The organism is Pseudomonas sp. GW821-FHT10C09 (assembly GCF_059415465.1).
Map to the genome: position 1 here is coordinate 1 of NZ_JBWKNG010000014.1, position 21260 is coordinate 21260.

22 protein-coding genes are annotated in these 21260 nt (G+C 60.1%); 7 read left to right on the forward strand and 15 right to left on the reverse strand.

Translation table 11 applies throughout. From position 1 onward, the window contains the following. Window positions 1-163 precede the first annotated feature (163 nt). The 3 genes from AC07N8_RS15830 to AC07N8_RS15840 all read right to left on the reverse strand — a co-directional run bounded on the left by AC07N8_RS15830 (window position 164) and on the right by AC07N8_RS15840 (window position 2861). Entirely contained in the window at window positions 164-1135 is a 972-nt protein-coding gene (locus AC07N8_RS15830) for a thymidylate synthase (protein WP_483843350.1), read from the reverse strand. A gap of 50 nt (window positions 1136-1185) precedes the next feature. Next, window positions 1186-1998 carry a prolipoprotein diacylglyceryl transferase gene (lgt, locus tag AC07N8_RS15835; protein WP_310262072.1) on the reverse strand — a complete coding sequence of 271 codons (813 nt, stop codon included), beginning with the start codon at window positions 1996-1998 and terminating at the stop codon, window positions 1186-1188. 80 nt (window positions 1999-2078) lie between these two features. Beyond that, window positions 2079-2861 carry a sulfite exporter TauE/SafE family protein gene (locus tag AC07N8_RS15840; protein WP_483843349.1) on the reverse strand — a complete coding sequence of 261 codons (783 nt, stop codon included), beginning with the start codon at window positions 2859-2861 and terminating at the stop codon, window positions 2079-2081. A 124-nt stretch (window positions 2862-2985) separates the two neighbouring features. Between AC07N8_RS15840 and AC07N8_RS15845 the strand changes: the two genes are divergently transcribed. Further along, window positions 2986-3732: an NRDE family protein gene (locus tag AC07N8_RS15845; protein ID WP_493144487.1), complete on the forward strand. Its 747-nt coding sequence runs from the start codon at window positions 2986-2988 to the stop codon at window positions 3730-3732. A 114-nt stretch (window positions 3733-3846) separates the two neighbouring features. On the opposite strand, the gene ptsP is transcribed toward AC07N8_RS15845, so the two are convergent. Together ptsP and AC07N8_RS15855 are read right to left on the reverse strand one after the other, a co-directional pair. Further along, window positions 3847-6126 carry a phosphoenolpyruvate--protein phosphotransferase gene (gene ptsP, locus AC07N8_RS15850; protein WP_493144488.1) on the reverse strand — a complete coding sequence of 760 codons (2280 nt, stop codon included), beginning with the start codon at window positions 6124-6126 and terminating at the stop codon, window positions 3847-3849. A gap of 22 nt (window positions 6127-6148) precedes the next feature. Further along, a complete protein-coding gene (locus tag AC07N8_RS15855) occupies window positions 6149-6628 on the reverse strand; it encodes an RNA pyrophosphohydrolase (RefSeq protein ID WP_007945562.1) in 480 nt (159 codons plus the stop codon). A gap of 143 nt (window positions 6629-6771) precedes the next feature. Here AC07N8_RS15855 and AC07N8_RS15860 point away from each other — a divergent pair, with 143 nt between their 5' ends. Then, window positions 6772-7428 carry a histidinol-phosphatase gene (locus AC07N8_RS15860; protein ID WP_493144491.1) on the forward strand — a complete coding sequence of 219 codons (657 nt, stop codon included), beginning with the start codon at window positions 6772-6774 and terminating at the stop codon, window positions 7426-7428. A gap of 111 nt (window positions 7429-7539) precedes the next feature. On the opposite strand, the gene AC07N8_RS15865 is transcribed toward AC07N8_RS15860, so the two are convergent. Continuing rightward, window positions 7540-7965 (reverse strand): DUF2269 domain-containing protein, encoded by a 426-nt coding sequence (locus AC07N8_RS15865; protein WP_493144492.1) that lies wholly within the window; start codon window positions 7963-7965, stop codon window positions 7540-7542. 39 nt (window positions 7966-8004) lie between these two features. Further along, complete coding sequence (ilvA, locus tag AC07N8_RS15870; RefSeq protein ID WP_483843344.1) at window positions 8005-9519, reverse strand: threonine ammonia-lyase, biosynthetic; 1515 nt, start codon at window positions 9517-9519, stop codon at window positions 8005-8007. 147 nt (window positions 9520-9666) lie between these two features. Here ilvA and rpiA point away from each other — a divergent pair, with 147 nt between their 5' ends. Next, window positions 9667-10341, forward strand: coding sequence for a ribose-5-phosphate isomerase RpiA (gene rpiA, locus AC07N8_RS15875; protein ID WP_027926507.1), 675 nt, complete (start codon window positions 9667-9669; stop codon window positions 10339-10341). 118 nt (window positions 10342-10459) lie between these two features. Here rpiA and AC07N8_RS15880 read toward each other — a convergent pair whose 3' ends face one another. The 4 genes from AC07N8_RS15880 to AC07N8_RS15895 form a co-directional block, all read right to left on the reverse strand. Further along, window positions 10460-11377, reverse strand: a complete 918-nt coding sequence (locus tag AC07N8_RS15880; protein WP_493144494.1) for an SdiA-regulated domain-containing protein — start codon at window positions 11375-11377, stop codon at window positions 10460-10462. A 103-nt stretch (window positions 11378-11480) separates the two neighbouring features. Continuing rightward, window positions 11481-12407, reverse strand: coding sequence for an SdiA-regulated domain-containing protein (locus AC07N8_RS15885; protein ID WP_483843342.1), 927 nt, complete (start codon window positions 12405-12407; stop codon window positions 11481-11483). Between the two features lie 194 nt (window positions 12408-12601). Next, window positions 12602-13267: a fumarylacetoacetate hydrolase family protein gene (locus AC07N8_RS15890; RefSeq protein WP_059182000.1), complete on the reverse strand. Its 666-nt coding sequence runs from the start codon at window positions 13265-13267 to the stop codon at window positions 12602-12604. 36 nt (window positions 13268-13303) lie between these two features. After that, window positions 13304-14698: an FAD-binding oxidoreductase gene (locus AC07N8_RS15895; protein WP_493144496.1), complete on the reverse strand. Its 1395-nt coding sequence runs from the start codon at window positions 14696-14698 to the stop codon at window positions 13304-13306. A gap of 204 nt (window positions 14699-14902) precedes the next feature. Here AC07N8_RS15895 and serA point away from each other — a divergent pair, with 204 nt between their 5' ends. Beyond that, window positions 14903-16132, forward strand: a complete 1230-nt coding sequence (serA, locus tag AC07N8_RS15900) for a phosphoglycerate dehydrogenase (protein WP_157714314.1) — start codon at window positions 14903-14905, stop codon at window positions 16130-16132. Window positions 16133-16207: 75 nt separating this feature from the next. On the opposite strand, the gene AC07N8_RS15905 is transcribed toward serA, so the two are convergent. Then, entirely contained in the window at window positions 16208-16633 is a 426-nt protein-coding gene (locus tag AC07N8_RS15905; RefSeq protein ID WP_493144498.1) for a DUF4399 domain-containing protein, read from the reverse strand. A 135-nt stretch (window positions 16634-16768) separates the two neighbouring features. Between AC07N8_RS15905 and AC07N8_RS15910 the strand changes: the two genes are divergently transcribed. Then, on the forward strand, window positions 16769-17353 hold the full coding sequence (locus AC07N8_RS15910) for a transporter substrate-binding domain-containing protein (RefSeq protein WP_483843339.1): 585 nt from the start codon (window positions 16769-16771) through the stop codon (window positions 17351-17353). 130 nt (window positions 17354-17483) lie between these two features. Here AC07N8_RS15910 and AC07N8_RS15915 read toward each other — a convergent pair whose 3' ends face one another. Both AC07N8_RS15915 and AC07N8_RS15920 read right to left on the reverse strand, forming a co-directional pair. Further along, complete coding sequence (locus AC07N8_RS15915; protein ID WP_483843338.1) at window positions 17484-17969, reverse strand: 2-thiouracil desulfurase family protein; 486 nt, start codon at window positions 17967-17969, stop codon at window positions 17484-17486. Between the two features lie 2 nt (window positions 17970-17971). After that, window positions 17972-18604, reverse strand: coding sequence for a 2OG-Fe(II) oxygenase (locus AC07N8_RS15920; RefSeq protein WP_493144502.1), 633 nt, complete (start codon window positions 18602-18604; stop codon window positions 17972-17974). A gap of 108 nt (window positions 18605-18712) precedes the next feature. Here AC07N8_RS15920 and AC07N8_RS15925 point away from each other — a divergent pair, with 108 nt between their 5' ends. Continuing rightward, window positions 18713-19465, forward strand: a complete 753-nt coding sequence (locus AC07N8_RS15925) for a DUF2059 domain-containing protein (protein WP_483843336.1) — start codon at window positions 18713-18715, stop codon at window positions 19463-19465. 96 nt (window positions 19466-19561) lie between these two features. Here the strand turns inward: AC07N8_RS15925 and bipL are convergent, their stop codons facing one another. Then, window positions 19562-20509: a phospholipase BipL gene (bipL, locus tag AC07N8_RS15930; protein ID WP_493144504.1), complete on the reverse strand. Its 948-nt coding sequence runs from the start codon at window positions 20507-20509 to the stop codon at window positions 19562-19564. A 96-nt stretch (window positions 20510-20605) separates the two neighbouring features. On the opposite strand from bipL, the gene AC07N8_RS15935 reads away from it, so the two are divergent. After that, a complete protein-coding gene (locus tag AC07N8_RS15935; RefSeq protein ID WP_483843334.1) occupies window positions 20606-21184 on the forward strand; it encodes a DUF6436 domain-containing protein in 579 nt (192 codons plus the stop codon). Window positions 21185-21260 lie beyond the last annotated feature (76 nt).

Here is a 21260-nt window from a genome sequence, read left to right on the forward strand (position 1 = left end):
CTGCGTCAACAGTCAGAATCGAGCCTAGTCCCTCCTCCTCCCTTCAAGTCCTACCATACAAGCGAGCCTGCTCGCGAATGCGGTCAGTCAATCAACGTTGATGTCGACTGACCCACCGCTTTCGCGAGCAGGCTCGCTCCCACATTAGGTTTGCGGTGGTTTTTTAGACCGCCATCGGCGCGGTCATTGGCGCGTGGTGTTGGTAGCCTTCCAGCGAGAAATCGCCCGGCTCGATCAGCTCCAGCCATTCCGGCTGATACACGCCTGTCTTGGCAAACTCCGGCACACGATCACTGATCACCAGTTTCGGCATCGGGAACGGCTCGCGCTTGAGCTGTTCATTCAGCATGTCCAGGTGGTTTTCGTAGACGTGCGCATCACCGATGAAATAGGTGAACCAGCGCGGCGTATACCCGGTCAGGCGACCGATCAGGCTCAGCAGCGCGGCGCCCTCGGTGAGGTTGAACGGCGTGCCCAGGCCCAGGTCGTTGGAGCGGATGTAGAGGGTCAGGGAGATTTCCCTGGTCTCGACATTCGGGTGGAACTGGTACAGCAAATGGCACGGCGGCAGGGCCATTTCATCGAGCTGGGCAACGTTCCAGCCGTGGAACAGGATGCGGCGGCTGCCCGGGTCCTTGATGATGGTGTCGACGCACTGGCGGATCTGGTCGATCGCCTTGTACAGCACCACGTAGGCCTGGCCGTCTTCTTCGCCTTCAGCGATCTGGCGGTAGCCCTGGCTCAAGGTCTGCTCGATGGCGGCCTGGTTGCTGACCGGGATCTGCTTGTACGCCGGCCATTTGCGCCATTGCACGCCGTAGATCTCGCCGAGATCGTCTTCGCCCTGGCGGAACGGGTTGGCCAGCCACTGCGCGTTTTCGTTGGCGTTCTGGTCCCAGACCTTGCAGCCCAGCGCACGGAATTCGGCGGCGTTGTTCACGCCACGCAGGAAACCGCACATCTCGCCGATGGCCGATTTGAAGGCCATCTTGCGCGTGGTGATCGCCGGGAACCCTTCCTTCAGGTCGTAACGCAGCATCGCGCCCGGAAAACTGATGGTGTTCACGCCCGTGCGGTTGGCTTGCTTGGTGCCGTTCTTGATGACGTGGGCGACCAGTTCGAGATATTGCTTCATGAGTTACCTGTGTCCTTGAACCCGGAGGCCGTCGCCCCCGGGGTTCGAATTTATACGGCTGCCGCTGGAGTCGCCGGGGCGCGGTGATACGCCAGCCAGATCAGGAACAGACCGCCGACGATCATCGGCACGCAGAGCACCTGGCCCATGGTCAGCCAGTTCCAGGCCAGATAGCCCAGTTGCGCGTCCGGTACGCGGACGAATTCGACGATGAAACGGAAGATGCCGTAGAACAGCGCGAACATCCCCGATACCGCCATGGTCGGCCGCGGCTTGCGCGAGAACAGCCACAGAATCAGGAACAGCGCGACGCCTTCCAGCGCGAACTGATACAGCTGCGACGGGTGGCGCGGCAACTGCGACGGATCGCTGAACGGCGGGAAAATCATTGCCCATGGCACGTCGGTCGGCTTGCCCCACAACTCGGCGTTGATGAAGTTACCGATACGCCCGGCGCCCAGGCCAATCGGCACCATTGGCGCGACGAAGTCCATCAGCTGGAAGAACGACTTGTTGTTCTTCTTGCCAAACCACAGAGCCGCGAGCATCACGCCGATGAATCCGCCGTGGAACGACATGCCGCCCTTCCACACTTCGAAAATCAGCGCCGGGTTGGCCAGGTAGGCGTGCAGATCGTAAAACAGCACATAACCCAATCGGCCGCCGACAATGACGCCCATCGACATCCAGAAGACCATGTCGGAAAGTTTCTCCTTGGTCCAGGTCGGGTCGAACCGGTTCAACCGGCGAGACGCCAGCAGCCAGGCGCCGCCAATGCCGATCAGGTACATCAAGCCGTACCAGTGGATTTTCAGCGGACCGATGGCCAGGGCCACCGGGTCGATCTGCGGGTAAGGCAGCATTGCGACTCCTCGTTAGAGTTGAAACCAAAATTCCCGGGCGACGCTGCCACCTCAGGATTAAGCCAGGATTGCGACGCGTGTCAGAGCAGAAAGCTCAGGCCAACGCAGAACAGCAAAGCGGCAAACAGTCTTTTCAGCAACTTCGGCGACAGCCTGTGGGCCAGTCGCGCGCCGATACGGGCGAAAACCATGCTGGTCAGGGCAATCCCCAGCAGCGCCGGCAAATAAATAAAACCGAGACTATGGGCCGGCAGCAACGGATCGTGCCAGCCCAGAATCATGAAACTTAATGCACTGGCCAAGGCAATCGGCAGACCGCAGGCCGACGACGTGGCCACGGCTTGCTGCATCGGCACACTGCGCCAGGTCAGGAATGGCACGGTCAATGAGCCGCCACCAATCCCGAAAATCGCCGAGGCCCAGCCAATCACGCTGCCGGCCAGGGTCAGACCGACTTTGCCGGGCACCGTTCGGCTGGCCTTGGGTTTGACGTCCAGTGCCAGTTGCGCGGCAATGACCAGGGCGAACACGCCGATGATCTTCTGCAGGTTCGGGCCGGAGATCGCTTCGGCGGTCAGTGCGCCGAAACCGGCGCCCATCAGAATGCCGACGGTCATCCAGACGAAAATCGGCCAACGCACTGCGCCACGGCGATGGTGTTCGCGTACGGCGTTGACCGAGGTAAAGATAATCGTCGCCAGGGACGTGCCGACTGCCAAGTGGGTCAGGATCGAAGCGTCAAAGCCTTGCAAGGTGAAACTGAAGACCAACACGGGGACGATGATGATCCCGCCGCCGACCCCGAACAGCCCGGCCAGCACGCCTGCACAGGCGCCGAGCGCCAGGTAAAGCAGAAATTCCATGGATGCATCCCCGAAGAAGTGGGGCATGGTAACGGATGGAGGGGTCAACGCTCCACTGCGCGAGGCGATGGAACGACGGGCGAGGACTGCGTAGAGTGAGCAAAAAACACACAAGGACCACCTTATGTGCCTGATTGTCTTCGCCTGGCGGCCCGACCACGCCCAGCCGCTGATCGTGGCGGCCAACCGCGACGAATTCTATGCCCGCCCGAGCCTGCCCCTGGCGCAATGGCCCGAAGCGCCCAACGTTTATGCCGGCCGAGACCTGGAAGCCGGCGGCACCTGGCTGGGTATTGGCGCCAATGGGCGCTTTGCGGCACTGACCAATATTCGTGATCCGCATCAGCCGCCATCGCGTAAGTCCCGCGGTGAACTGGTGGCGGGGTTTCTGTTGGGTGACAAGTCGATTGATGACTATTTGAGCGATATTGTCCGACGCTCCATCGAATATGCCGGGTTTAATCTGCTGATCGGCAATACCAACGAGCTGTGGCACTTCAATGCACGGGAGTCCGAGGCGGTGATGCTGCCCCCGGGAGTTTACGGATTGTCGAACGCCGGGCTTGATACGCCATGGCCGAAATTGCTCAAGGCCCGGACGGCGCTGGAAGAAGTATTGGCGGACCCGCAACCGCAGGCGTTGCTGGCGTTATTGGGCGATGCGCAGACGGCGCCGTTTACCGAACTGCCGGATACCGGGGTCGGGTTGGCGACCGAGACGTTGTTGTCGAGTGTGTTTATCGCCAGCCAGAGTTATGGGACGCGGGCGAGTACGGCGTTGATTGTTCAGGCGGATGGGACGCGGCATATGGTCGAAAGGAGTTTCGGGCCGTATGGGGGGCATTTGGGGGAAGTGGAGATCAGGCTTTAGTTTTGTGTTGTGAGGACTGGCCTCTTCGCGAGCAGGCTCGCTCCCACAGGGGATATGTGTCGATCACAAATCCAATGTGGGAGCGAGCCTGCTCGCGAAGGGTCCGCAACAGGTTTAGAGGGTCTTGACCGCAGCCGGATTGATCATCTTCGCCAACCCAAGGTTCTTCAGCGCCAGTTGCAGCGAGCTGTGGATAACTTGAGGGTTGTCGATGGTCATCAGTTCCGCGAGCAACTCCTTGGCCTTGCTCAGGTTGATCTGACGCAGCATCCACTTCACTTTCGGCAAGTTGGTGGCGTTCATCGACAGGCTGTCGAAGCCCATCGCCATCAACAGCACCGCCGCAGCCGGGTCACCGGCCATCTCACCACAGATACTCACCGGCTTGCCTTCGGCATGGGCGTCACGCACCACATTCTGCAACGCCTGAAGCACCGCCGGGTGCAGGTAGTCGTAAAGGTCGGCCACCCGCGGGTTGTTGCGGTCCACGGCCAGCAGGTACTGGGTCAGGTCGTTGGAGCCGACCGACAGGAAGTCCACTTGCCGCGCCAGTTCCTTGGTCTGATACACCGCCGCCGGAATCTCGATCATCACGCCAATCGGCGGCATCGGTACGTCGGTGCCTTCGTCGCGGACTTCGCCCCAGGCCCGGTGAATCAGGTGCAGGGCTTCTTCGAGTTCGTGGGTGCCGGAGATCATCGGCAGCAGGATCCGCAGGTTGTTCAAGCCTTCGCTGGCCTTGAGCATGGCGCGGGTCTGCACCAGGAAGATTTCCGGGTGATCGAGCGTGACGCGAATCCCGCGCCAGCCGAGGAAAGGGTTGTCTTCCTTGATCGGGAAGTACGACAACGCCTTGTCGCCGCCGATGTCCAGGCTGCGCATGGTGACCGGTTGCGGATGGAACGCGGCGAGCTGCTCGCGGTAGATCGCCAGCTGCTCCTTTTCGCTCGGAAACCTCTGGTTGATCATGAACGGCACTTCGGTGCGGTACAGACCCACGCCTTCCGCGCCACGCTTCTGCGCCCGCGCCACGTCCGCCAGCAAGCCGGTGTTGACCCACAGCGGCATGCGGTGACCATCGAGGGTCACGCACGGCAAGTCGCGCAGGGTGTCGAGACCGAGCGCCAGTTGTTTCTCTTCTTCCACCACCTCGGCGAATTGCTTGCGCAACACTTCGCTCGGGTTGGTATAGACCTCGCCGCGGGTGCCATCGACGATCAATTCGATGCCGTCGACCTTGGCGTACGGCAGGTCGACCAGCCCCATTACCGTCGGGATGCCCATCGCCCGGGCGAGGATCGCGACGTGGGAGTTACCCGAGCCGAGGACCGAGACCAGACCGACCAGCGTGCCTTCCGGCACCTCGCCGAGCATCGCCGGCGTCAGTTCTTCGCTGACCAGAATGGTTTTTTCCGGGTAAACCAGATTCTGCTGACGCTCTTCCTGCAGGTACGCCAGCAACCGCCGACCAAGGTCCTTGACGTCCGAGGCGCGCTCACGAAGGTAGGCGTCGTCCATCAATTCGAAACGGTTGACGTGCTCAGTGACCACTTGGCGCAACGCACCCTGGGCCCATTGGCCAGTCTTGATCACGGTGGTGACTTCGTTGCCCAGCGCAGCATCGTCGAGCATCATCAAATAGACGTCGAACAAGGCCCGCTCTTCTGGACGCAGCTGCGAGGCCAATTTGGCCGACAGCGCGCGCATGTCGGCGCGCACGCCCTCGATGGCGGTCTTGAACAACGCCAGTTCGGCGTCGATATCGACGATGTTTTTGTCCGGCACCACGTCCAGATCGGCCGGTGGCAGCATGACCACCGCCGTACCGACCGCCGCCCCCGGCGAACCCGGCACGCCGACGAACTTGGCTTCCTGGATGCCCTTGCCCTGACGGCCCAAACCACGGATCGAACCGGTGGCCTCGGCGTGAGCGATTACGCCGGCAAGCTGCGCGCTCATGGTCACAAGGAAGGCTTCTTCACCTTCATCGAACTGGCGGCGTTCTTTTTGCTGGATGACCAACACGCCGACGACGCGGCGGTGGTGAATGATCGGCGCCCCGAGGAAGGAGGCGTAGCGCTCTTCACCGGTCTCGGCGAAGTAGCGGTAGCGCGGGTGATCCGCGGCGTTTTCGAGGTTCAGCGGTTCTTCACGCGTGCCGACCAGGCCGACCAGACCTTCGTTGGGCGCCATGCTGACTTTACCGATCGAGCGCTTGTTCAAGCCCTCGGTGGCCATCAGCACGAAGCGGTTGGTCTCGGGGTCAAGCAGGTAGACCGAGCAGACCTGGCTGCCCATGGCCTCTTTGACGCGCAATACAATAATGCCCAACGCCGCCTTGAGATCCTTGGCGGAGTTAACTTCCTGGACGATCTTGCGCAGCGTATTGAGCATGGCTCGGGGTCGAACTCCGTCGTCAGTCGCGCGTTAAAAGGCGCGGGGCAAGCTCTTTGAGAGCGCGTCGATACACCTCGCGCTTGAATGTCACCACCTGGCCCAACGGATACCAATAGCTGACCCAGCGCCAGCCATCGAATTCCGGTTTACCGGTCAAATCCATCCGCACCCGCTGCTCGTTGGAGATCAGGCGCAGGAGAAACCATTTCTGTTTCTGGCCGATGCACAGCGGTTGGCTGTGGGTACGAACCAGACGTTGCGGCAAACGATAGCGCAACCAGCCCCGGGTGCAGGCGAGAATTTCAACATCTTCGCGCTCAAGACCCACTTCTTCGTTCAACTCGCGGTACAAGGCGTCTTCCGGCGTCTCCTGGGGGTTGATACCGCCCTGAGGAAACTGCCAGGCATCTTGATTGATACGGCGAGCCCATAGCACCTGTCCGGCATCATTCGTGAGAATGATCCCGACATTGGGGCGGAAACCATCGGGGTCGATCACGGCAACAACCTCGCAAACGCATGTCGCCGCATTGTTCCACAAAGGTTGTGAAAGCAGCAACGCGCCGACCGACCTTATGTGCACTCTTGTGAAAAGTCCGTATTCTGGGCGCCTTTCTACAGACTTTTCAGCGAGTAACTGCAATGCGTCTGGCTTTATTCGACTTGGACAACACCCTGCTGGGCGGCGACAGTGACCACGCCTGGGGCGATTACCTGTGCGAGCGCGGCTTTCTCGACGCCGTCGCCTACAAGGCACGCAACGACGAGTTCTATCAGGATTACCTGGCCGGCAAGCTGGATAACGCCGCTTACCTGAACTTCTGCCTGGAAGTGCTCGGGCGCACCGAGATGGCCACGCTGGATCAATGGCACCTCGATTACATGCGCGATTGCATCGAACCGATCGTGTTGCCGCAGGCCCTCGATCTGCTGAAAAAGCATCGCGATGCCGGCGACAAACTGGTGATCATCACCGCGACCAACCGCTTCGTGACCGGGCCGATTGCCCAGCGCCTGGGGGTTGAAACCCTGATCGCCACCGAGTGCGAGATGGTCGATGGCCGTTATACCGGGCGCAGCACGGATGTGCCGTGCTTTCGCGAAGGCAAGGTGACGCGATTGAATCGTTGGCTGGAAGAGACCGGGCATTCGTTGGAAGACAGCTATTTCTATAGCGACTCGATGAATGATTTGCCGTTGCTTGAGCAGGTGGCGAATCCGGTGGCGGTGGATCCGGATCCGAATTTGCGTGCTGAAGCCGAGAAGCGTGGCTGGCCGGTGATTAGCCTGCGCGGCTGATATCGCCTTCGCGAGCAAGCCCGCTCCCACATTCGACCGTATTTTCCTGGACGAACTCGGTTAAATGTGGGAGCGGGCTTGCTCGCGAAGGGGTCAACGCGGTCTCAAGCCTTAAACAGGCTTGGCACCCATCAACCCCGCAATAGCGATAAAGCAGACAAAACTGAACAACGCCAAGGCAAAGGTAAATCTCCCCACCCCACCCGGCACCTTGCGCAATCTGTTAAGCCGCACCAACAGCCAAAACCACGCCAACGCCGCCACGGTGTAAAGCACGCTCGACGCCAACAACCACGTCTGCCCCAACGGCCAGCCCACCAGATGCACCATCCCCCAGCCGGTGAACGGCATGCTCAGCAGCGCCAGCCCCATCAGCAGCCAGATGAACACCCGCGGCCGTTGCAGGGTACGGCTTCCCGCCGTCGCATCACCTTTGCGTCGCGCGAGAAAAACCCAGATCCCCAGACCCAGCGCACTGATCAGCAACACCACCGTTGCAACCATGTGCGCCACTTTCAGGGCAGTTAACGTTTCCATTGTCCGATTTCCTTATGACCTGCCCATCAGCGTAGCCGCTCAGCCCAGAAACAGCTTATAGGCCGGATTGTCGCTTTCGTCCCAGTACGGGTAACCGATTTCTTCCAGCGCCGCCGGCACCAGATGACGTTCGTCGTGCGGTACTTGCAGGCCCGCGACCACTCGACCGTCCGCCGCGCCATGGTTGCGGTAGTGGAACATCGAGATGTTCCAGCGCCCGCCCAGCTTATTGAGGAAGTTGAACAGCGCCCCCGGACGCTCCGGGAATTCGAAGCGCAGGATCACTTCATCGACCACGTGGGCCGCACGACCGCCGACCATGTGGCGGATGTGCAGCTTGGCCAGTTCGTTGTCGGTCAGGTCCAGCACCGGGAAGCCCTGTTCGGTCAGGCTCGCCAGCAGCGCACTGCGCGGATCGGTTTCCGGGTGCGTCTGCACGCCCACGAAGATGTGTGCTTCGCTGCCGGTGTTGTAGCGGTAGTTGAATTCGGTGATCTGGCGCTTGCCGATGGCTTCGCAGAACGCCTTGAAGCTGCCCGGTTTCTCGGGGATGGTCACGGCGATGATCGCTTCACGGCCCTCGCCCAGTTCGGCGCGTTCGGCGACGTGGCGCAAACGGTCGAAGTTGACGTTGGCGCCGGAGTCGATGGCGACGAAAGTGTGGCCGGTGACACCATTCTGCTCGACGTATTTCTTGATTCCCGCCACGCCCAGCGCACCGGCTGGCTCGGTGATCGAGCGGGTATCGTCGTAGATATCCTTGATCGCTGCACAAATCTCGTCGGTGCTGACCGTGATCACGTCATCGACATAGTCTTTGCAGATATCGAAGGTGTGCTGGCCGATCTGTGCCACCGCCACACCGTCGGCGAAGATGCCCACGGTCGGCAATACCACGCGCTCGCCAGCCGCCATCGCGACTTGCAGGCAATTGGAGTCGTCAGGCTCGACACCGATGATCTTGATTTCCGGGCGCAGGTATTTCACGTACGCCGCGATGCCGGCGATCAGGCCGCCGCCACCGACCGGCACGAAAATCGCGTCGAGACGGCCAGGGTGCTGGCGCAGAATCTCCATCGCCACGGTGCCCTGCCCGGCAATGGTGTGGGGATCGTCGTAAGGGTGGATGTAGACGTAGCCTTTTTCGTCGACCAGTTTCAGCGAGTAGGCCAGGGCTTCCGGGAACGAATCCCCGTGCAGCACCACTTTGCCGCCGCGCGAACGCACGCCTTCGACTTTGATTTCCGGGGTGGTCTTGGGCATGACGATGGTGGCTTTGACGCCCAACACTTTCGCCGCCAGGGCCAGGCCTTGCGCGTGGTTGCCCGCCGAGGCCGTGACCACGCCGCGAGCACGTTCTTCATCGCTCAACTGGGTCAGCTTGTTGTAAGCGCCGCGAATCTTGAACGAGAACACGGGCTGCAAGTCTTCGCGCTTGAGCCAGATATTGTTGCCCAGCCGCTCGGAGAGCTGGCGGGCAGTCTGCAATGGGGTTTCTACGGCAACGTCATAAACGCGCGAGGTGAGGATCTTTTTGACGTACTGTTCGAGCATCGGAAAGCATCACTGAGCGGGTTGGGCAGGGCCAAGGAGTCTAACCCGGCTTTCGGGCGGGCGACCACACGAATCAAGAGGTTTTAGCCCCGCATGGGGCTATAATGCCGGCCTTTCCGTTTCCCCTTGCCCGCTTTCGGAGCCCGCATGACCCAGGATCAACTCAAACAGGCAGTGGCTCAGGCCGCCGTCGACTTCATCCTCCCGAAACTCGACGACAAGAGCATCGTCGGGGTCGGCACCGGCTCCACCGCCAACTGCTTCATCGACGCCTTGGCCAAGCACAAAGGCGCGTTCGACGGCGCGGTCGCCAGCTCCGAAGCCACCGCCGCCCGCCTCAAGGGCCACGGCATTCCGGTGTACGAACTGAACACCGTCAGCGATCTGGAGTTCTACGTCGACGGCGCCGATGAAAGCGACGCGCACCTGAACCTGATCAAGGGCGGCGGCGCAGCCCTGACCCGCGAGAAGATTGTCGCGGCCGTGGCCAAGACCTTCATCTGCATCGCCGACGCCAGCAAACTGGTGCCGGTGCTCGGTGAGTTCCCGCTGCCGGTCGAAGTGATCCCGATGGCCCGCAGCCACGTGGCCCGCGAGCTGGTGAAACTGGGCGGCGACCCGGTTTACCGCGAAGGCGTGCTGACCGACAACGGCAACATCATCCTCGATGTGTTCAACATGCAGATCACCAACCCGGTTGAACTGGAACGCCAGATCAACGCGATTGTTGGCGTGGTCACCAATGGCTTGTTCGCGGCGCGTCCGGCGGATTTGCTGTTGCTGGGTACCAGTGAAGGCGTGAAAACCCTGCGCGCCGAGTAATCCTCAAAACGTGTGGGAGCGAGCCTGCTCGCGAATTCGGTGTATCCGTCGACAGTGATGTTGAATGATGCACCGCTTTCGCGAGCAGGCTCGCTCCCACAGTGGTTTTTGGGTGTTTTTAAGGTTGTGCCGGTTTTTTGAAGACATAGAACAGGTTCGGCTCGCTGACGAGGTACATCGTGCCGTCGTCGTCCATGGCGATGCCTTCCGCTTGCGGCACGGTCTTTTGCAGGCCTTGCCGTCCCTTGTTCAGTGACATCGTACTCAACGGTCGACCGTCCACGTCCAGCTCAATAATCAGCCGCGACTCGTCGGACAGCGCCAGCAAATGACCGCTGCGTTCGTCGTATTGCAGGCTCGACAGGTCTCGCACAAACATCCCGGCATCGCGCCTGGGGTTGTTCACCACGTGCACGGCGTAGGATTTCTCCGGGTTGTAATGCGGGAAGCCCTGCACTTCGTAGATAAGCATCGGGTCGCGTTCCTTGGCGACGAACAACCGTTTGCCCACCGAATCGTAAGCCAGCCCTTCAAACCCCTTGTTGCTGCCCATGTGCACACCAAGGACCATCTGCTCGGCGTCCGCCCCGTCGATGAAGGTTGTGTCCGGCTCCAGGTGAATCTTGATCAGTCGCTGCTCGCTCTCATCAGTGATGACGTAAGTGTCGGCACTGATGAACTCCACCGCCTCCGGGTCGCCAAAACCAATCAACGCCACACGCCGCAGGATCTTGCCCTCAAGCGACAACTCGATCAGCTCGGAATCTTTATTGGTGACCGTGAACAGGCTTTTGCGCACCGGATCGAACGTCAGCGCCGAGACGTTATCGTTCAGCCCGTCGATCACCCGTGCTTCGATGTCCACCCGGTATTGATCCAGACCGATGGAGATGCTGCTCTGCGGCTGCCAAAGCGTATGCAGGTTGAACCACGCACGCTCGAACAGGCGCATGTATTGGCCGACCGCAACCAGCGCGATCAGCGCAATCGCTGACAGGATCAAAACGAGGGGTTTGGGACGGGCAAGTCGGCGCATTCAGGCGAGCTCGAAAACAAAACGGGCGGATGAAATATCACGCCCGTATGAATTCAAGCTTAATGGCCAGTGGCTTGCGACCACAACCGCGGGTTTGCGGCGACTATTTCTGCTTTTCGAAGCGGTAGAACAGGTTTGGCTCACTGACCATGTACAAGTTACCCGCTTCGTCCATGGTCACGCCTTCGGCGCGTGGAATGGTGTTCTTCAGGCCGTTGAAGCCGCGCAACAGGGCGATGAAGCTGACTTGCTCACCCTTTTTGTCCAGCTCCATCAACAAGTGGGAATCGGCGGACAGCACCAGCATGTGACCCGTGCGCGGGTCGATGGCCAGGGCCGACAGGTTGCGCATGTCCAACGCATGGCTGGCCAGCTTCAGCTTGTCACCGGTCAGGACCCGGCCGTCACCTTTCCAGGAAAATAATGCCGGCGGGCGCTCTTCGCCCAGCAGCAACTGCTGGTTTTGCGAATCCCAGGTCACCCCTTCAAAGGCCTTGTTCTGATCTTTCGAAGGCCCGAGGTCATACTTGGTAAAGTCGGCGATGTTCAATTCACGGGTGTTGGCATCGACCTTGACGACGGTGATCAGGTGTTCGCGCTCATCGACAATCGCCAGCAGGCCGTTGCCCAGCACGGTGACGCCTTCCGGGTTACTCCAGCCCACCAGCGGCATTTTGCGCAGCACATCGCCCTGTAGATTCAGCTCGACCAGAAACGGGTTCTTGCCCATGACCGAGAACAGCGTTTTGGTCTGGGGATCGTAGGCGAGGTCCGAGGCTTCGTCCTTTTCCATACCCGGCAACTCTTTGGCATCGATCACTGCCCGATAGTCAGGAAGCCAGATACTGGCCTGACGCTCGGCCGGGCTCTTGAGTTGTTCTTTTACCCAGAGCACGCCGCGATTGTCCCAATGCATCGCAAAGGCAACGCCGTATGCGATGACCGCCACCAGCAACAGCCAGGCATACCAAGGCAGCGCGAAGCGCGAGCGGCGGGTTGTTTTGAGAGTCGACAGAGGTGGGGTGGCCATTGAGGGATGCGTTCCAGAAATTCAGGCTAGGGGTAATAGCACAATTGGGGCCGGCTCAGACGCCGCAAGCCCCGGAATTATCCAGACGAAATGTGAAAAAAACGGGAAATGGCGGGATTGCCCTTTTTGCCAACCACACAAACCAATGTGGGAGCGGGCTTGCTCGCTCCCACACTAGTTCAGCGGTGTAGCGACTAACGCACGCTGCTGGTGAAGCTACTGGCGCCAGGCAATTCCAGCACAATCTCATCACCGACATTCAACGGACCAACGCCCACCGGCGTACCAGTCAGGATCACGTCACCGGCCTGCAGCGAAAAGCAGCCGGCCATGTGCTGGATCATCGGCACGATCGGGTTGAGCATCGCGCTGCTGTTGCCATCCTGGCGCACTTCGCCGTTGATGGTCAGGCGAATGCCGATGTCGGTCAGGTCGGCAAAGGTGCTGCCGGACACGAACGGCGCGATCACCGCCGCGCCGTCGAACGACTTGGCGATTTCCCACGGCAGGCCCTTGGATTTCAGCTCGGCCTGCTTGTCGCGCAGTGTCAGGTCGAGTGCCGGGGCGAAACCGGAGATGGCGTCCAGCACTTCTTCGCGGCTCGGCTTGGTCGACAACGGCTTGCCGATCAACACCGCAATTTCCGCTTCGTAGTGCACCGAGCCACGCTCGGTTGGAATGGCAAAACCGCCTTCCAGCGGCACCACGCAGCTGCCCGGCTTGATGAACAGCAGCGGCTCGGTAGGCACCGGGTTGTCCAGTTCCTTGGCGTGTTCGGCGTAGTTACGGCCGATGCACACCACTTTTCCCAGCGGGAAATGAATACGCGTACCGTCGACATACTGGTGCTGATAGCTCATTACCGACTCCTGATTCGTGCTTTTAACAATCGAAAATCAAACAGCGAAGATCTTGCCCGGGTTCATGATGCCGTTCGGGTCGAACACCGCTTTCACCGCTTTCATGTACTCGATCTCAACCGGCGAACGGCTGTAGGTCAAGTAATCACGCTTGGTCATGCCCACGCCGTGCTCGGCGGAAATCGAACCGTTGTACTTCTCGACGGTTTCGAACACCCACTTGTTGACGGTGGCGCACTTGGCGAAGAACTCGTCCTTGCTCAGGTTTTCCGGTTTGAGGATGTTCAGGTGCAGGTTGCCGTCACCGATGTGGCCGAACCAGACGATTTCGAAGTCCGGGTAGTGTTCGCCGACGATCGCGTCGATTTCCTTGAGGAACGCCGGGACTTTCGACACGGTGACCGAAATGTCGTTCTTGTACGGCGTCCAGTGGGAAATGGTTTCGGAGATGTATTCGCGCAGCTTCCAGAGGTTCTGCAGCTGGGTTTCGCTCTGGCTCATCACGCCGTCCAGCACCCAGCCCTGCTCGACGCAGTGCTCGAAGGTTTCCAGCGCGTGGTTGGCCACTTCTTCGGTGGTCGCTTCGAATTCCAGCAATGCGTAGAACGGGCAATCGGTTTCGAAAGGTGCCGGAACGTCGCCGCGACCCATGACTTTCGCCAGGGCCTTGTCGGAGAAGAATTCGAAGGCAGTCAGGTCGAGTTTGCTCTGGAACGCGTGCAATACCGGCATGATCGAGTCGAAATCGCTGGTACCAAGGACCATCGCGGTGAGGTTTTTCGGTGCACGGTCCAGACGCATGGTCGCTTCAACCACAAAGCCGAGGGTGCCTTCAGCGCCGATAAACAGCTGGCGCAGGTCGTAGCCGGTGGCGTTCTTGATCAGGTCGCGGTTCAGTTCCAGCACGTCGCCCTTGCCGGTCACGACTTTCATGCCGGCAACCCAGTTACGGGTCATGCCGTAGCGAATGACCTTGATCCCGCCGGCATTGGTGCCGATATTGCCGCCAATCTGGCTCGAACCTGCCGAAGCGAAGTCCACCGGGTAGTACAGGCCTTTTTCTTCAGCGACGTTCTGCAAATGCTCGGTAACGACGCCTGGCTGACAAACGGCAGTGCGGTCGGTGAGGTTCACATCGAGAATCTGGTTCATGTAGTCGAACGACACGACCACTTCGCCATTGGCCGCCACGGCCGCGGCGGAAAGCCCGGTACGACCGCCGGACGGCACCAGCGCCACCTTGTGTTCATTGGCCCAACGGACAATGGCTTGCACCTGTTCGGTGGTCTTGGGAAACACGATGGCGGTCGGGGCCGGGGCGAAATGCTTGGTCCAATCCTTACCGTAAGCATTCAGGGAGTCGGCATCGGTCAGCACCTTGCCAGGCTCAACCAGGGTCTTCAGCTCATCAATCAGGGCAGGATTGGTCATCGACAGAACTCTCGAACAATTCATGGTCATCCTGAGAACGCTTCACGTCGCAGGAATGAGTGTTTAGCGGGGTGCGTATGCTAGCATACCGACCCCGCAGCATAGTGCCCAACGGCCAATCTGCGGCGACGGCTTTCCTGCCGTCCGGGTCAGCGTCTGCTGGCTATTTCCTGCCATTTTTCTCCGGGATACAGGTTTACGCAGATGAGCAAGACTTCTCTCGATAAGAGCAAGATCAAGTTCCTTCTTCTCGAAGGCGTCCACCAATCGGCTGTCGACGTTCTCAAGTCGGCGGGCTACACCAGCATCGAGTACCTCACGGGTTCTCTGCCGGAAGCCCAGCTGAAGGAAAAGATCGCTGATGCGCACTTCATCGGCATTCGCTCCCGCACTCAACTGACCGAAGAGATCTTCGATCACGCGAAGAAGCTGGTCGCGGTCGGCTGTTTCTGCATCGGCACCAACCAGGTTGACCTGAACGCAGCGCGCGAACGCGGGATTGCGGTGTTCAACGCACCGTACTCCAATACCCGCTCCGTCGCCGAGCTGGTGCTGGCCGAAGCGATCCTGCTGCTGCGCGGCATCCCTGAGAAGAACGCTTCCTGCCACCGTGGCGGCTGGATCAAGAGCGCGGCGAACTCCTTCGAGATCCGTGGCAAGAAGCTCGGCATCGTCGGTTACGGCTCGATCGGTACTCAACTGTCGGTCCTGGCTGAAGGCTTGGGCATGCAGGTGTACTTCTACGACACCGTGACCAAACTGCCACTGGGCAACGCCACCCAGGTCGGCAACCTGCACGAGCTGCTGGGCATGTCCGACATCGTCACCCTGCACGTTCCGGAAACCGCTGCGACCCAGTGGATGATCGGCGAGAAAGAAATCCGTGCGATCAAGAAGGGCGGCATCCTGATCAACGCGGCTCGCGGCACTGTAGTTGAACTGCAAGCGCTGGCGGACGCAATCAAGGACAAGCACCTGATCGGCGCGGCCATCGACGTGTTCCCGGTGGAGCCACGCTCCAACGACGAAGAGTTCGAAAGCCCGCTGCGTGGCCTGGACAACGTGATCCTGACCCCGCACATCGGTGGTTCCACCGCTGAAGCGCAAGCCAACATCGGTCTGGAAGTGGCAGAAAAACTGGTCAAGTACAGCGACAACGGTACCTCCGTATCGTCGGTGAACTTCCCGGAAGTGGCCCTGCCGGCTCACCCAGGCAAGCACCGTCTGCTGCACATCCACGAGAACATTCCGGGTGTGATGAGCGAAATCAACAAGGTGTTCGCCGAAAACGGCATCAACATCTCCGGTCAGTTCCTGCAGACCAACGAGAAAGTCGGCTACGTCGTGATCGACGTCGATGCCGACTACTCGGAAATCGCCCAAGAGAAACTGCAGCACATCAACGGCACCATTCGTTGCCGCGTGTTGTTCTGATAGCGACTTGAGCGACAAAAAAAGGAGCCCTCAGGGGCTCCTTTTTCATGGGCGCGGTTTTTTATTCCGAGCAGGTCACTTGACGTTGACGGTGATTTTTTTCGACACGATTGGCGGATCGAAAGCCATGTGGCCTTTGTCACCCAGCTCCAGTTGCAAGGTGTGTTTGCCGGGAGTCAGGGTGAGCTCGGTTTCGGTCTGCGCCTTGCCGAAATGCACATGATTGGCGTCCGCCGGAATAACCGAACCCGCAGGGACTACATCCTTGGCATCGATCAGCAGGTGGTGGTGACCGGTGTTCTTGGTCTCGTCACCGGCCGGGGCCAGGGAGACGTTCTCGACAGCGAATTTAACCTTGAAAGTTTGCGGGACAGTCCCACCGTCTTCAGGAGAGACGATGGACACTTCGGCACCTTTAGGCGCCGGCGTGGCAGCACTGGCCAGCACCGAAACACCCATCAGCAGGCCAGCCATAGCCGCACGAGACATAAACGTTTTCATTCTCTTCTCCAGTTTTTTCGTAAAATCCGCGTGACCATGACAACTTCATGGTCAATCGTTGTCGAAGGCACTCGACAACCATAGCAAAGCGAGCCTGACTCAGAGCATCGCGATAATGAATTCAAAGGAGTGACCATGCGCCTTTTGCCTGGCCTGATCTGCCTGCTACCCCTTTTGAGCCCTTTGGCTCATGCCGAACTGATTGACGACATCAACGACCGTGGCGAACTGCGCATTGCTCTTGAGGCTAATACACCCCCCTTCAATTTCAAGGATGAAGGCAAACTCAGCGGGTTCGAAGTCGAGCTGGGCCAACTGCTGGCCAACGAACTCGATGTCCGCCCCGATTTCGTCGTCACTGACTCGGGCGATCTGTTGACCGGCGTGGAAAGCGGCAAGTACGACGTCGCCATCAACCACATAGCAATGACCCCGGATCTGAAGGATCGTTTCGATTTCAGCGAGCCTTACCTTCAAACCGATGCGCAATTGATCGCGCAGAAGGAAGAGCCGCGCTCGATGCTGCTGGTGCAGTCGTTTGCGCAAGAGAAGCCCAAGGCCAATCCGCCGGTGGGTCTGGCGATTCCGTTTCAGAAAGGTAACCCGGCGTTTCATGCCAGCCTGGAGAATGCGTTGCAGCGGATCAAGGATGATGGCCGGATGGCGGCGCTGGAGAAGAAGTGGTTTGGGACGGATGCGAGCGTGGCGCCGAAACCCTGATTTCAGGTTGAACGAACAACCCTGTGGGAGCGAGCCTGCTCGCGAATGCAGTGTCTCAGTCGACATAAGTGTTGCCTGACACACCGCATTCGCGAGCAGGCTCGCTCCCACAGTGGTTATGTGTGGGGCGTTAGTCGAGTGAACTCAATGAGTGCGCCGCCTCGGCTAACTCCAGCTCACTGAAAACCTGCACACCATTACGCTTGAGCAACGCCGCCGTCACGCCTTCGCCCGCCACCTTCACGCCGCTGAAGCTTCCGTCATAGGTCAGCAAATTCCCGCAGGACGGGCTATTGGCTTTAAGCACGGCAATGCGGATGCCGTGCTTTTGCACCAGTTCCAGCGCCTGATAAGCCCCCGACAGAAACTGCGCACTGACATCCTCGCCCTCGGTGGTGATCACGCTGGCGTGGCCATCCAGCACTTGCGCGCCCTGCCCGCCGGGAATTTCCGCTGCGGCCCTGGGTGTCGGCAAGCCGCCAGCCACCTCGGGGCACAACGCAATGACCCGGCCCTCATCCAGCCACTGCTGGAGCTGATCGAATGGCCCGCTCGCCCCGCCGTCGTAACGTACGCGGTGACCCAGCAGGCAGCGGCTTACCAGAATCTTTTGCATGATCAGAACGGCTCGTTGCCCCGGCGTCGGAACCAGCCGGTCAATGACAGGCGATCCCGGGTCGCGGGCAGGACTTCGTGGGGGACTTCGCCCGACAGAAACACCACCAGGCATCCGCCGACAGGTTCCACATCGTAGGCCCGGTCTTGCTCCAGATACATGCGCAACTGGCCGCCGTGCTCGGGCAGCCAACCGTCATTGAGGTACACCACCGCCGAGACCATGCGCCGGTCGTCATCGCGAAAACGGTCGACGTGCCGAAGGTAAAACGCGCCTGGCGGATACAGCGCGAAATGGCTTTCGAAATCCTCCAGACCCAGAAACAACCCGCGGTTCATCGCTTCACGCAGGCTGTCCATCAATCCCAGATAGCTGTCGCAAGCCTCGGCCTGGCCGGGGTCGATCCACTGGATATGGTCGCCGCGAATCCCCTCGCGAACCTCCGACGACGGCCCTCGGCCTACCGCTGCGGGGGCCAGTTCACCCTCGGCTGCACGTTTACGGCACTCAGCCGCCAGCGCCCGGGTCAGATCCTCAGGCAGGAAAATGTTCTGTTGCGACCAGCCGTTTGCAGCCAGGTCGTCAACGATACGTAACAGCAGCGGGTGATCAGAGGGTATTTGCATGCCGCGCATAGTATTCCTGTGCCTGAAAATCCGACAGAGCCACGCAGCGGGTTGATACGAATTCTCGACAAGTACGGATGCCACACGGAGAATAGTCGCCTGCTGACAGGAGTCCCTATGCGCCGGTTGCTTTTTTCACTGTTGATGCTCTGTGTTTTGCCCGCTTGGGCAGACGGCCACGACCAGTTGTATAAAGTCGCCGGCTGGCCAGACCAACGCGCACATTTCAACGACGCCCTCACAGCCGCGCAACAACGCTACGAAAGCAGCCTGCCGCCGGCGGTGTTTCAGGCACTGGTCAACAACAGCAATCAGCGATTCGCTCCGCAGTCGGTCGATCAACGCGCCGAAGCTCAATTACGCAAAAGCCTGGCCGATCCAAAACCGGCACTGACCTTCTTCCAATCGCCCCTGGGCAAAAAAGTCGTGGCCGCCGAGTTGCTGGCGACCCGTCGCGACCAATTGGCGAAGAACGCCAAGGGCCTGCCGAAGATGCAAGCCAGCGACAGCCGTCAACTGATCATCGGCCACCTGGCCCAGGCCCTGCCCGCTCGCGAGGCGGGGGCTGAAGTCAGCCTGGCGATTGCCGGTGTCGCGGCTGACAGCCTGAGTTCGATGATTCCCGGGTTGCTCGGTAGTGGACAGTCGCAAGGGATATTGAACGGTCAGCGCCTGCGTTTGATGAACCAGATCGGCAGCGACCTGAACAACACGCTGCTGTATGTGTATCGCGACCTGTCGGATAACGAACTGGAAGAGTTCGCCACGTTTGCCGAGTCCACTGAGGGGCAGGCGTATTACCAGGCGGCGCTGGCGGCGATTCGGGCGGGGTTGGCGGTGGGGCAAAGCACTTCGAACCTCAGCCAATAATTTGCGGCGCATTCTTCGCGAGCAGGCTCGCTCCCACAGGGGAAACGCATTTCAAATGTGGGAGCGAGCCTGCTCGCGAAGGGGCCAGTGAATCCACTACAGATTCCGGCCCTTGATCCGCTTGCTCAAAAACCCGAAATACTCCTCCCGCATCACCAACGTCTCATTCGCCAGGTGATGCCGCGCCTCTGGCAACATCAACACCTGAGGCCGATCGAACTTGGCCTTCAACACCCCAAGGTTGTGCTCCCAATCCACCGTCATGTCCGCCTGCCCCTGCACGATCAGCGGCCGACGCGGGCTGTTCGGTGCGGCTTCGATGCGCTTGATCCAGCGCGCCAGTGCCCCGACCCACGCCGTGGGCAAACGCAGCGGCTGCAACGGATCAGCCTGCAGGAACGGCAGGAAATCCGGGTCGTTGGAGTTCTCGCTGAAGCGTCGGGCGATGGCTTTGACGAACGGTTTGAGCAGGTAATAGCTGAGCTTTGACCACCCCCAGGCACGCGGCCGGACCAGAGGTGACAACAGGATCACCTGCCCTTGAGCCGGACTGTTCGCGCCGTGGTTGAGCACATGATCAATCACGATCGCCCCGCCCGTGCTCTGCCCGCACAAGTGCCACGGCTGCGGCAGTTCAATGGACAACGCCTCGGCGAACAACCCTTGCAGCGTGTCCTGATACTCGGCGAATTCCTTGATGCTCGCCCGCTCGCCACTGGACAGCCCATGCCCCGGCAAGTCACAGGCAATCACGGCAAAACCCTGATCCAGCGCCCACTCGATCACGTGGCGGTAGAGCCCGGTGTGGTCGTAGAAACCGTGGAACAGGAACAGCGTCGCCTTCGCCCGCTCCGGCCACCAGAACTGGCTGACCAATTGATAGCCATCGATCTCGAAACGCCCCAACCCCCCACGCAGCGTACGACCGGGAAAATCCAGCCCATAGAAATGCTGATACGCCTTGGCCTCGGTCGACAGCGACTGCCCTTCGGCCAATGGCCGCAGGCTGGCGCGCAAATGATCGGGGGAAAACGTGGCTGACATGAAAGATTCCAGAGCGTTGAACGGACTTTATAGGCCTGCGATATTCATCTGTCGCAGCAAGCATGGCAAGCTAGCCGGCCTTCGAGGATCAAACCCATGCGCCCGGCCCACCGCACCACACTGCTTGCCAGCCTGCTCGCCCTCGTGTGTGCCGGCGTTTTGTGGGCCGCGTATGACTGGTTTCAAGGGCGTTACTTGCGGGCGTTCAGCGAACACACCGCGGTCTTTTCCGGCGACCCGCTGCGCTTGCCCGACGACCTCGCCGGCCCCGGCGCCATTCGCCTGGTGCACTTCTGGGACCCGGCCTGCCCGTGCAATGTCGGCAATCAGCAACACCTGAGTGAGCTGGTTGAGCGTTATGTACCGCAAGGCGTCGAGTTTTATGCCGTGCAAAAACCCGGCAGCCATGGCCAGCTCCCCACCACATTGAGCAGCCTGAAAACCATCACGCTACTGCCCGGCTCCGAACAGATTCCCGCCAGCCCGGCCGTGGCGATCTGGGATCGAGCCGGCAAACTGGCTTACTTCGGCCCGTACAGCGAAGGCCTGACCTGCAATTCGAACAACAGCTTTATCGAACCCATCCTGCAAGCCCTGAGCGAAGGTCGCGCAGTGAATGCAACGCATACGCTGGCCATCGGTTGTTACTGCCCGTGGCCGGTTGAAGTGAAATAAGGCATTACTGACTTTTGCAGGACCGCGATGCCCGGCACAGGAGGTCTGTGCTACATGTTGGCAGCCCACACGGGCG

What these genes read in the sequence shown, in the direction of transcription:
- AC07N8_RS15830 (WP_483843350.1), bottom strand. Translation starts at nt 1,135, where the DNA reads ATGAAGCAATATCTCGAACTGGTCGCCCACGTCATCAAGAACGGCACC.
- lgt (WP_310262072.1), bottom strand. Translation starts at nt 1,998, where the DNA reads ATGCTGCCTTACCCGCAGATCGACCCGGTGGCCCTGGCCATCGGTCCG.
- AC07N8_RS15840 (WP_483843349.1), bottom strand. Translation starts at nt 2,861, where the DNA reads ATGGAATTTCTGCTTTACCTGGCGCTCGGCGCCTGTGCAGGCGTGCTG.
- AC07N8_RS15845 (WP_493144487.1), top strand. Translation starts at nt 2,986, where the DNA reads ATGTGCCTGATTGTCTTCGCCTGGCGGCCCGACCACGCCCAGCCGCTG.
- ptsP (WP_493144488.1), bottom strand. Translation starts at nt 6,126, where the DNA reads ATGCTCAATACGCTGCGCAAGATCGTCCAGGAAGTTAACTCCGCCAAG.
- AC07N8_RS15860 (WP_493144491.1), top strand. Translation starts at nt 6,772, where the DNA reads ATGCGTCTGGCTTTATTCGACTTGGACAACACCCTGCTGGGCGGCGAC.
- AC07N8_RS15865 (WP_493144492.1), bottom strand. Translation starts at nt 7,965, where the DNA reads ATGGAAACGTTAACTGCCCTGAAAGTGGCGCACATGGTTGCAACGGTG.
- ilvA (WP_483843344.1), bottom strand. Translation starts at nt 9,519, where the DNA reads ATGCTCGAACAGTACGTCAAAAAGATCCTCACCTCGCGCGTTTATGAC.
- rpiA (WP_027926507.1), top strand. Translation starts at nt 9,667, where the DNA reads ATGACCCAGGATCAACTCAAACAGGCAGTGGCTCAGGCCGCCGTCGAC.
- AC07N8_RS15880 (WP_493144494.1), bottom strand. Translation starts at nt 11,377, where the DNA reads ATGCGCCGACTTGCCCGTCCCAAACCCCTCGTTTTGATCCTGTCAGCG.
- AC07N8_RS15885 (WP_483843342.1), bottom strand. Translation starts at nt 12,407, where the DNA reads ATGGCCACCCCACCTCTGTCGACTCTCAAAACAACCCGCCGCTCGCGC.
- AC07N8_RS15890 (WP_059182000.1), bottom strand. Translation starts at nt 13,267, where the DNA reads ATGAGCTATCAGCACCAGTATGTCGACGGTACGCGTATTCATTTCCCG.
- AC07N8_RS15895 (WP_493144496.1), bottom strand. Translation starts at nt 14,698, where the DNA reads ATGACCAATCCTGCCCTGATTGATGAGCTGAAGACCCTGGTTGAGCCT.
- serA (WP_157714314.1), top strand. Translation starts at nt 14,903, where the DNA reads ATGAGCAAGACTTCTCTCGATAAGAGCAAGATCAAGTTCCTTCTTCTC.
- AC07N8_RS15905 (WP_493144498.1), bottom strand. Translation starts at nt 16,633, where the DNA reads ATGAAAACGTTTATGTCTCGTGCGGCTATGGCTGGCCTGCTGATGGGT.
- AC07N8_RS15910 (WP_483843339.1), top strand. Translation starts at nt 16,769, where the DNA reads ATGCGCCTTTTGCCTGGCCTGATCTGCCTGCTACCCCTTTTGAGCCCT.
- AC07N8_RS15915 (WP_483843338.1), bottom strand. Translation starts at nt 17,969, where the DNA reads ATGCAAAAGATTCTGGTAAGCCGCTGCCTGCTGGGTCACCGCGTACGT.
- AC07N8_RS15920 (WP_493144502.1), bottom strand. Translation starts at nt 18,604, where the DNA reads ATGCGCGGCATGCAAATACCCTCTGATCACCCGCTGCTGTTACGTATC.
- AC07N8_RS15925 (WP_483843336.1), top strand. Translation starts at nt 18,713, where the DNA reads ATGCGCCGGTTGCTTTTTTCACTGTTGATGCTCTGTGTTTTGCCCGCT.
- bipL (WP_493144504.1), bottom strand. Translation starts at nt 20,509, where the DNA reads ATGTCAGCCACGTTTTCCCCCGATCATTTGCGCGCCAGCCTGCGGCCA.
- AC07N8_RS15935 (WP_483843334.1), top strand. Translation starts at nt 20,606, where the DNA reads ATGCGCCCGGCCCACCGCACCACACTGCTTGCCAGCCTGCTCGCCCTC.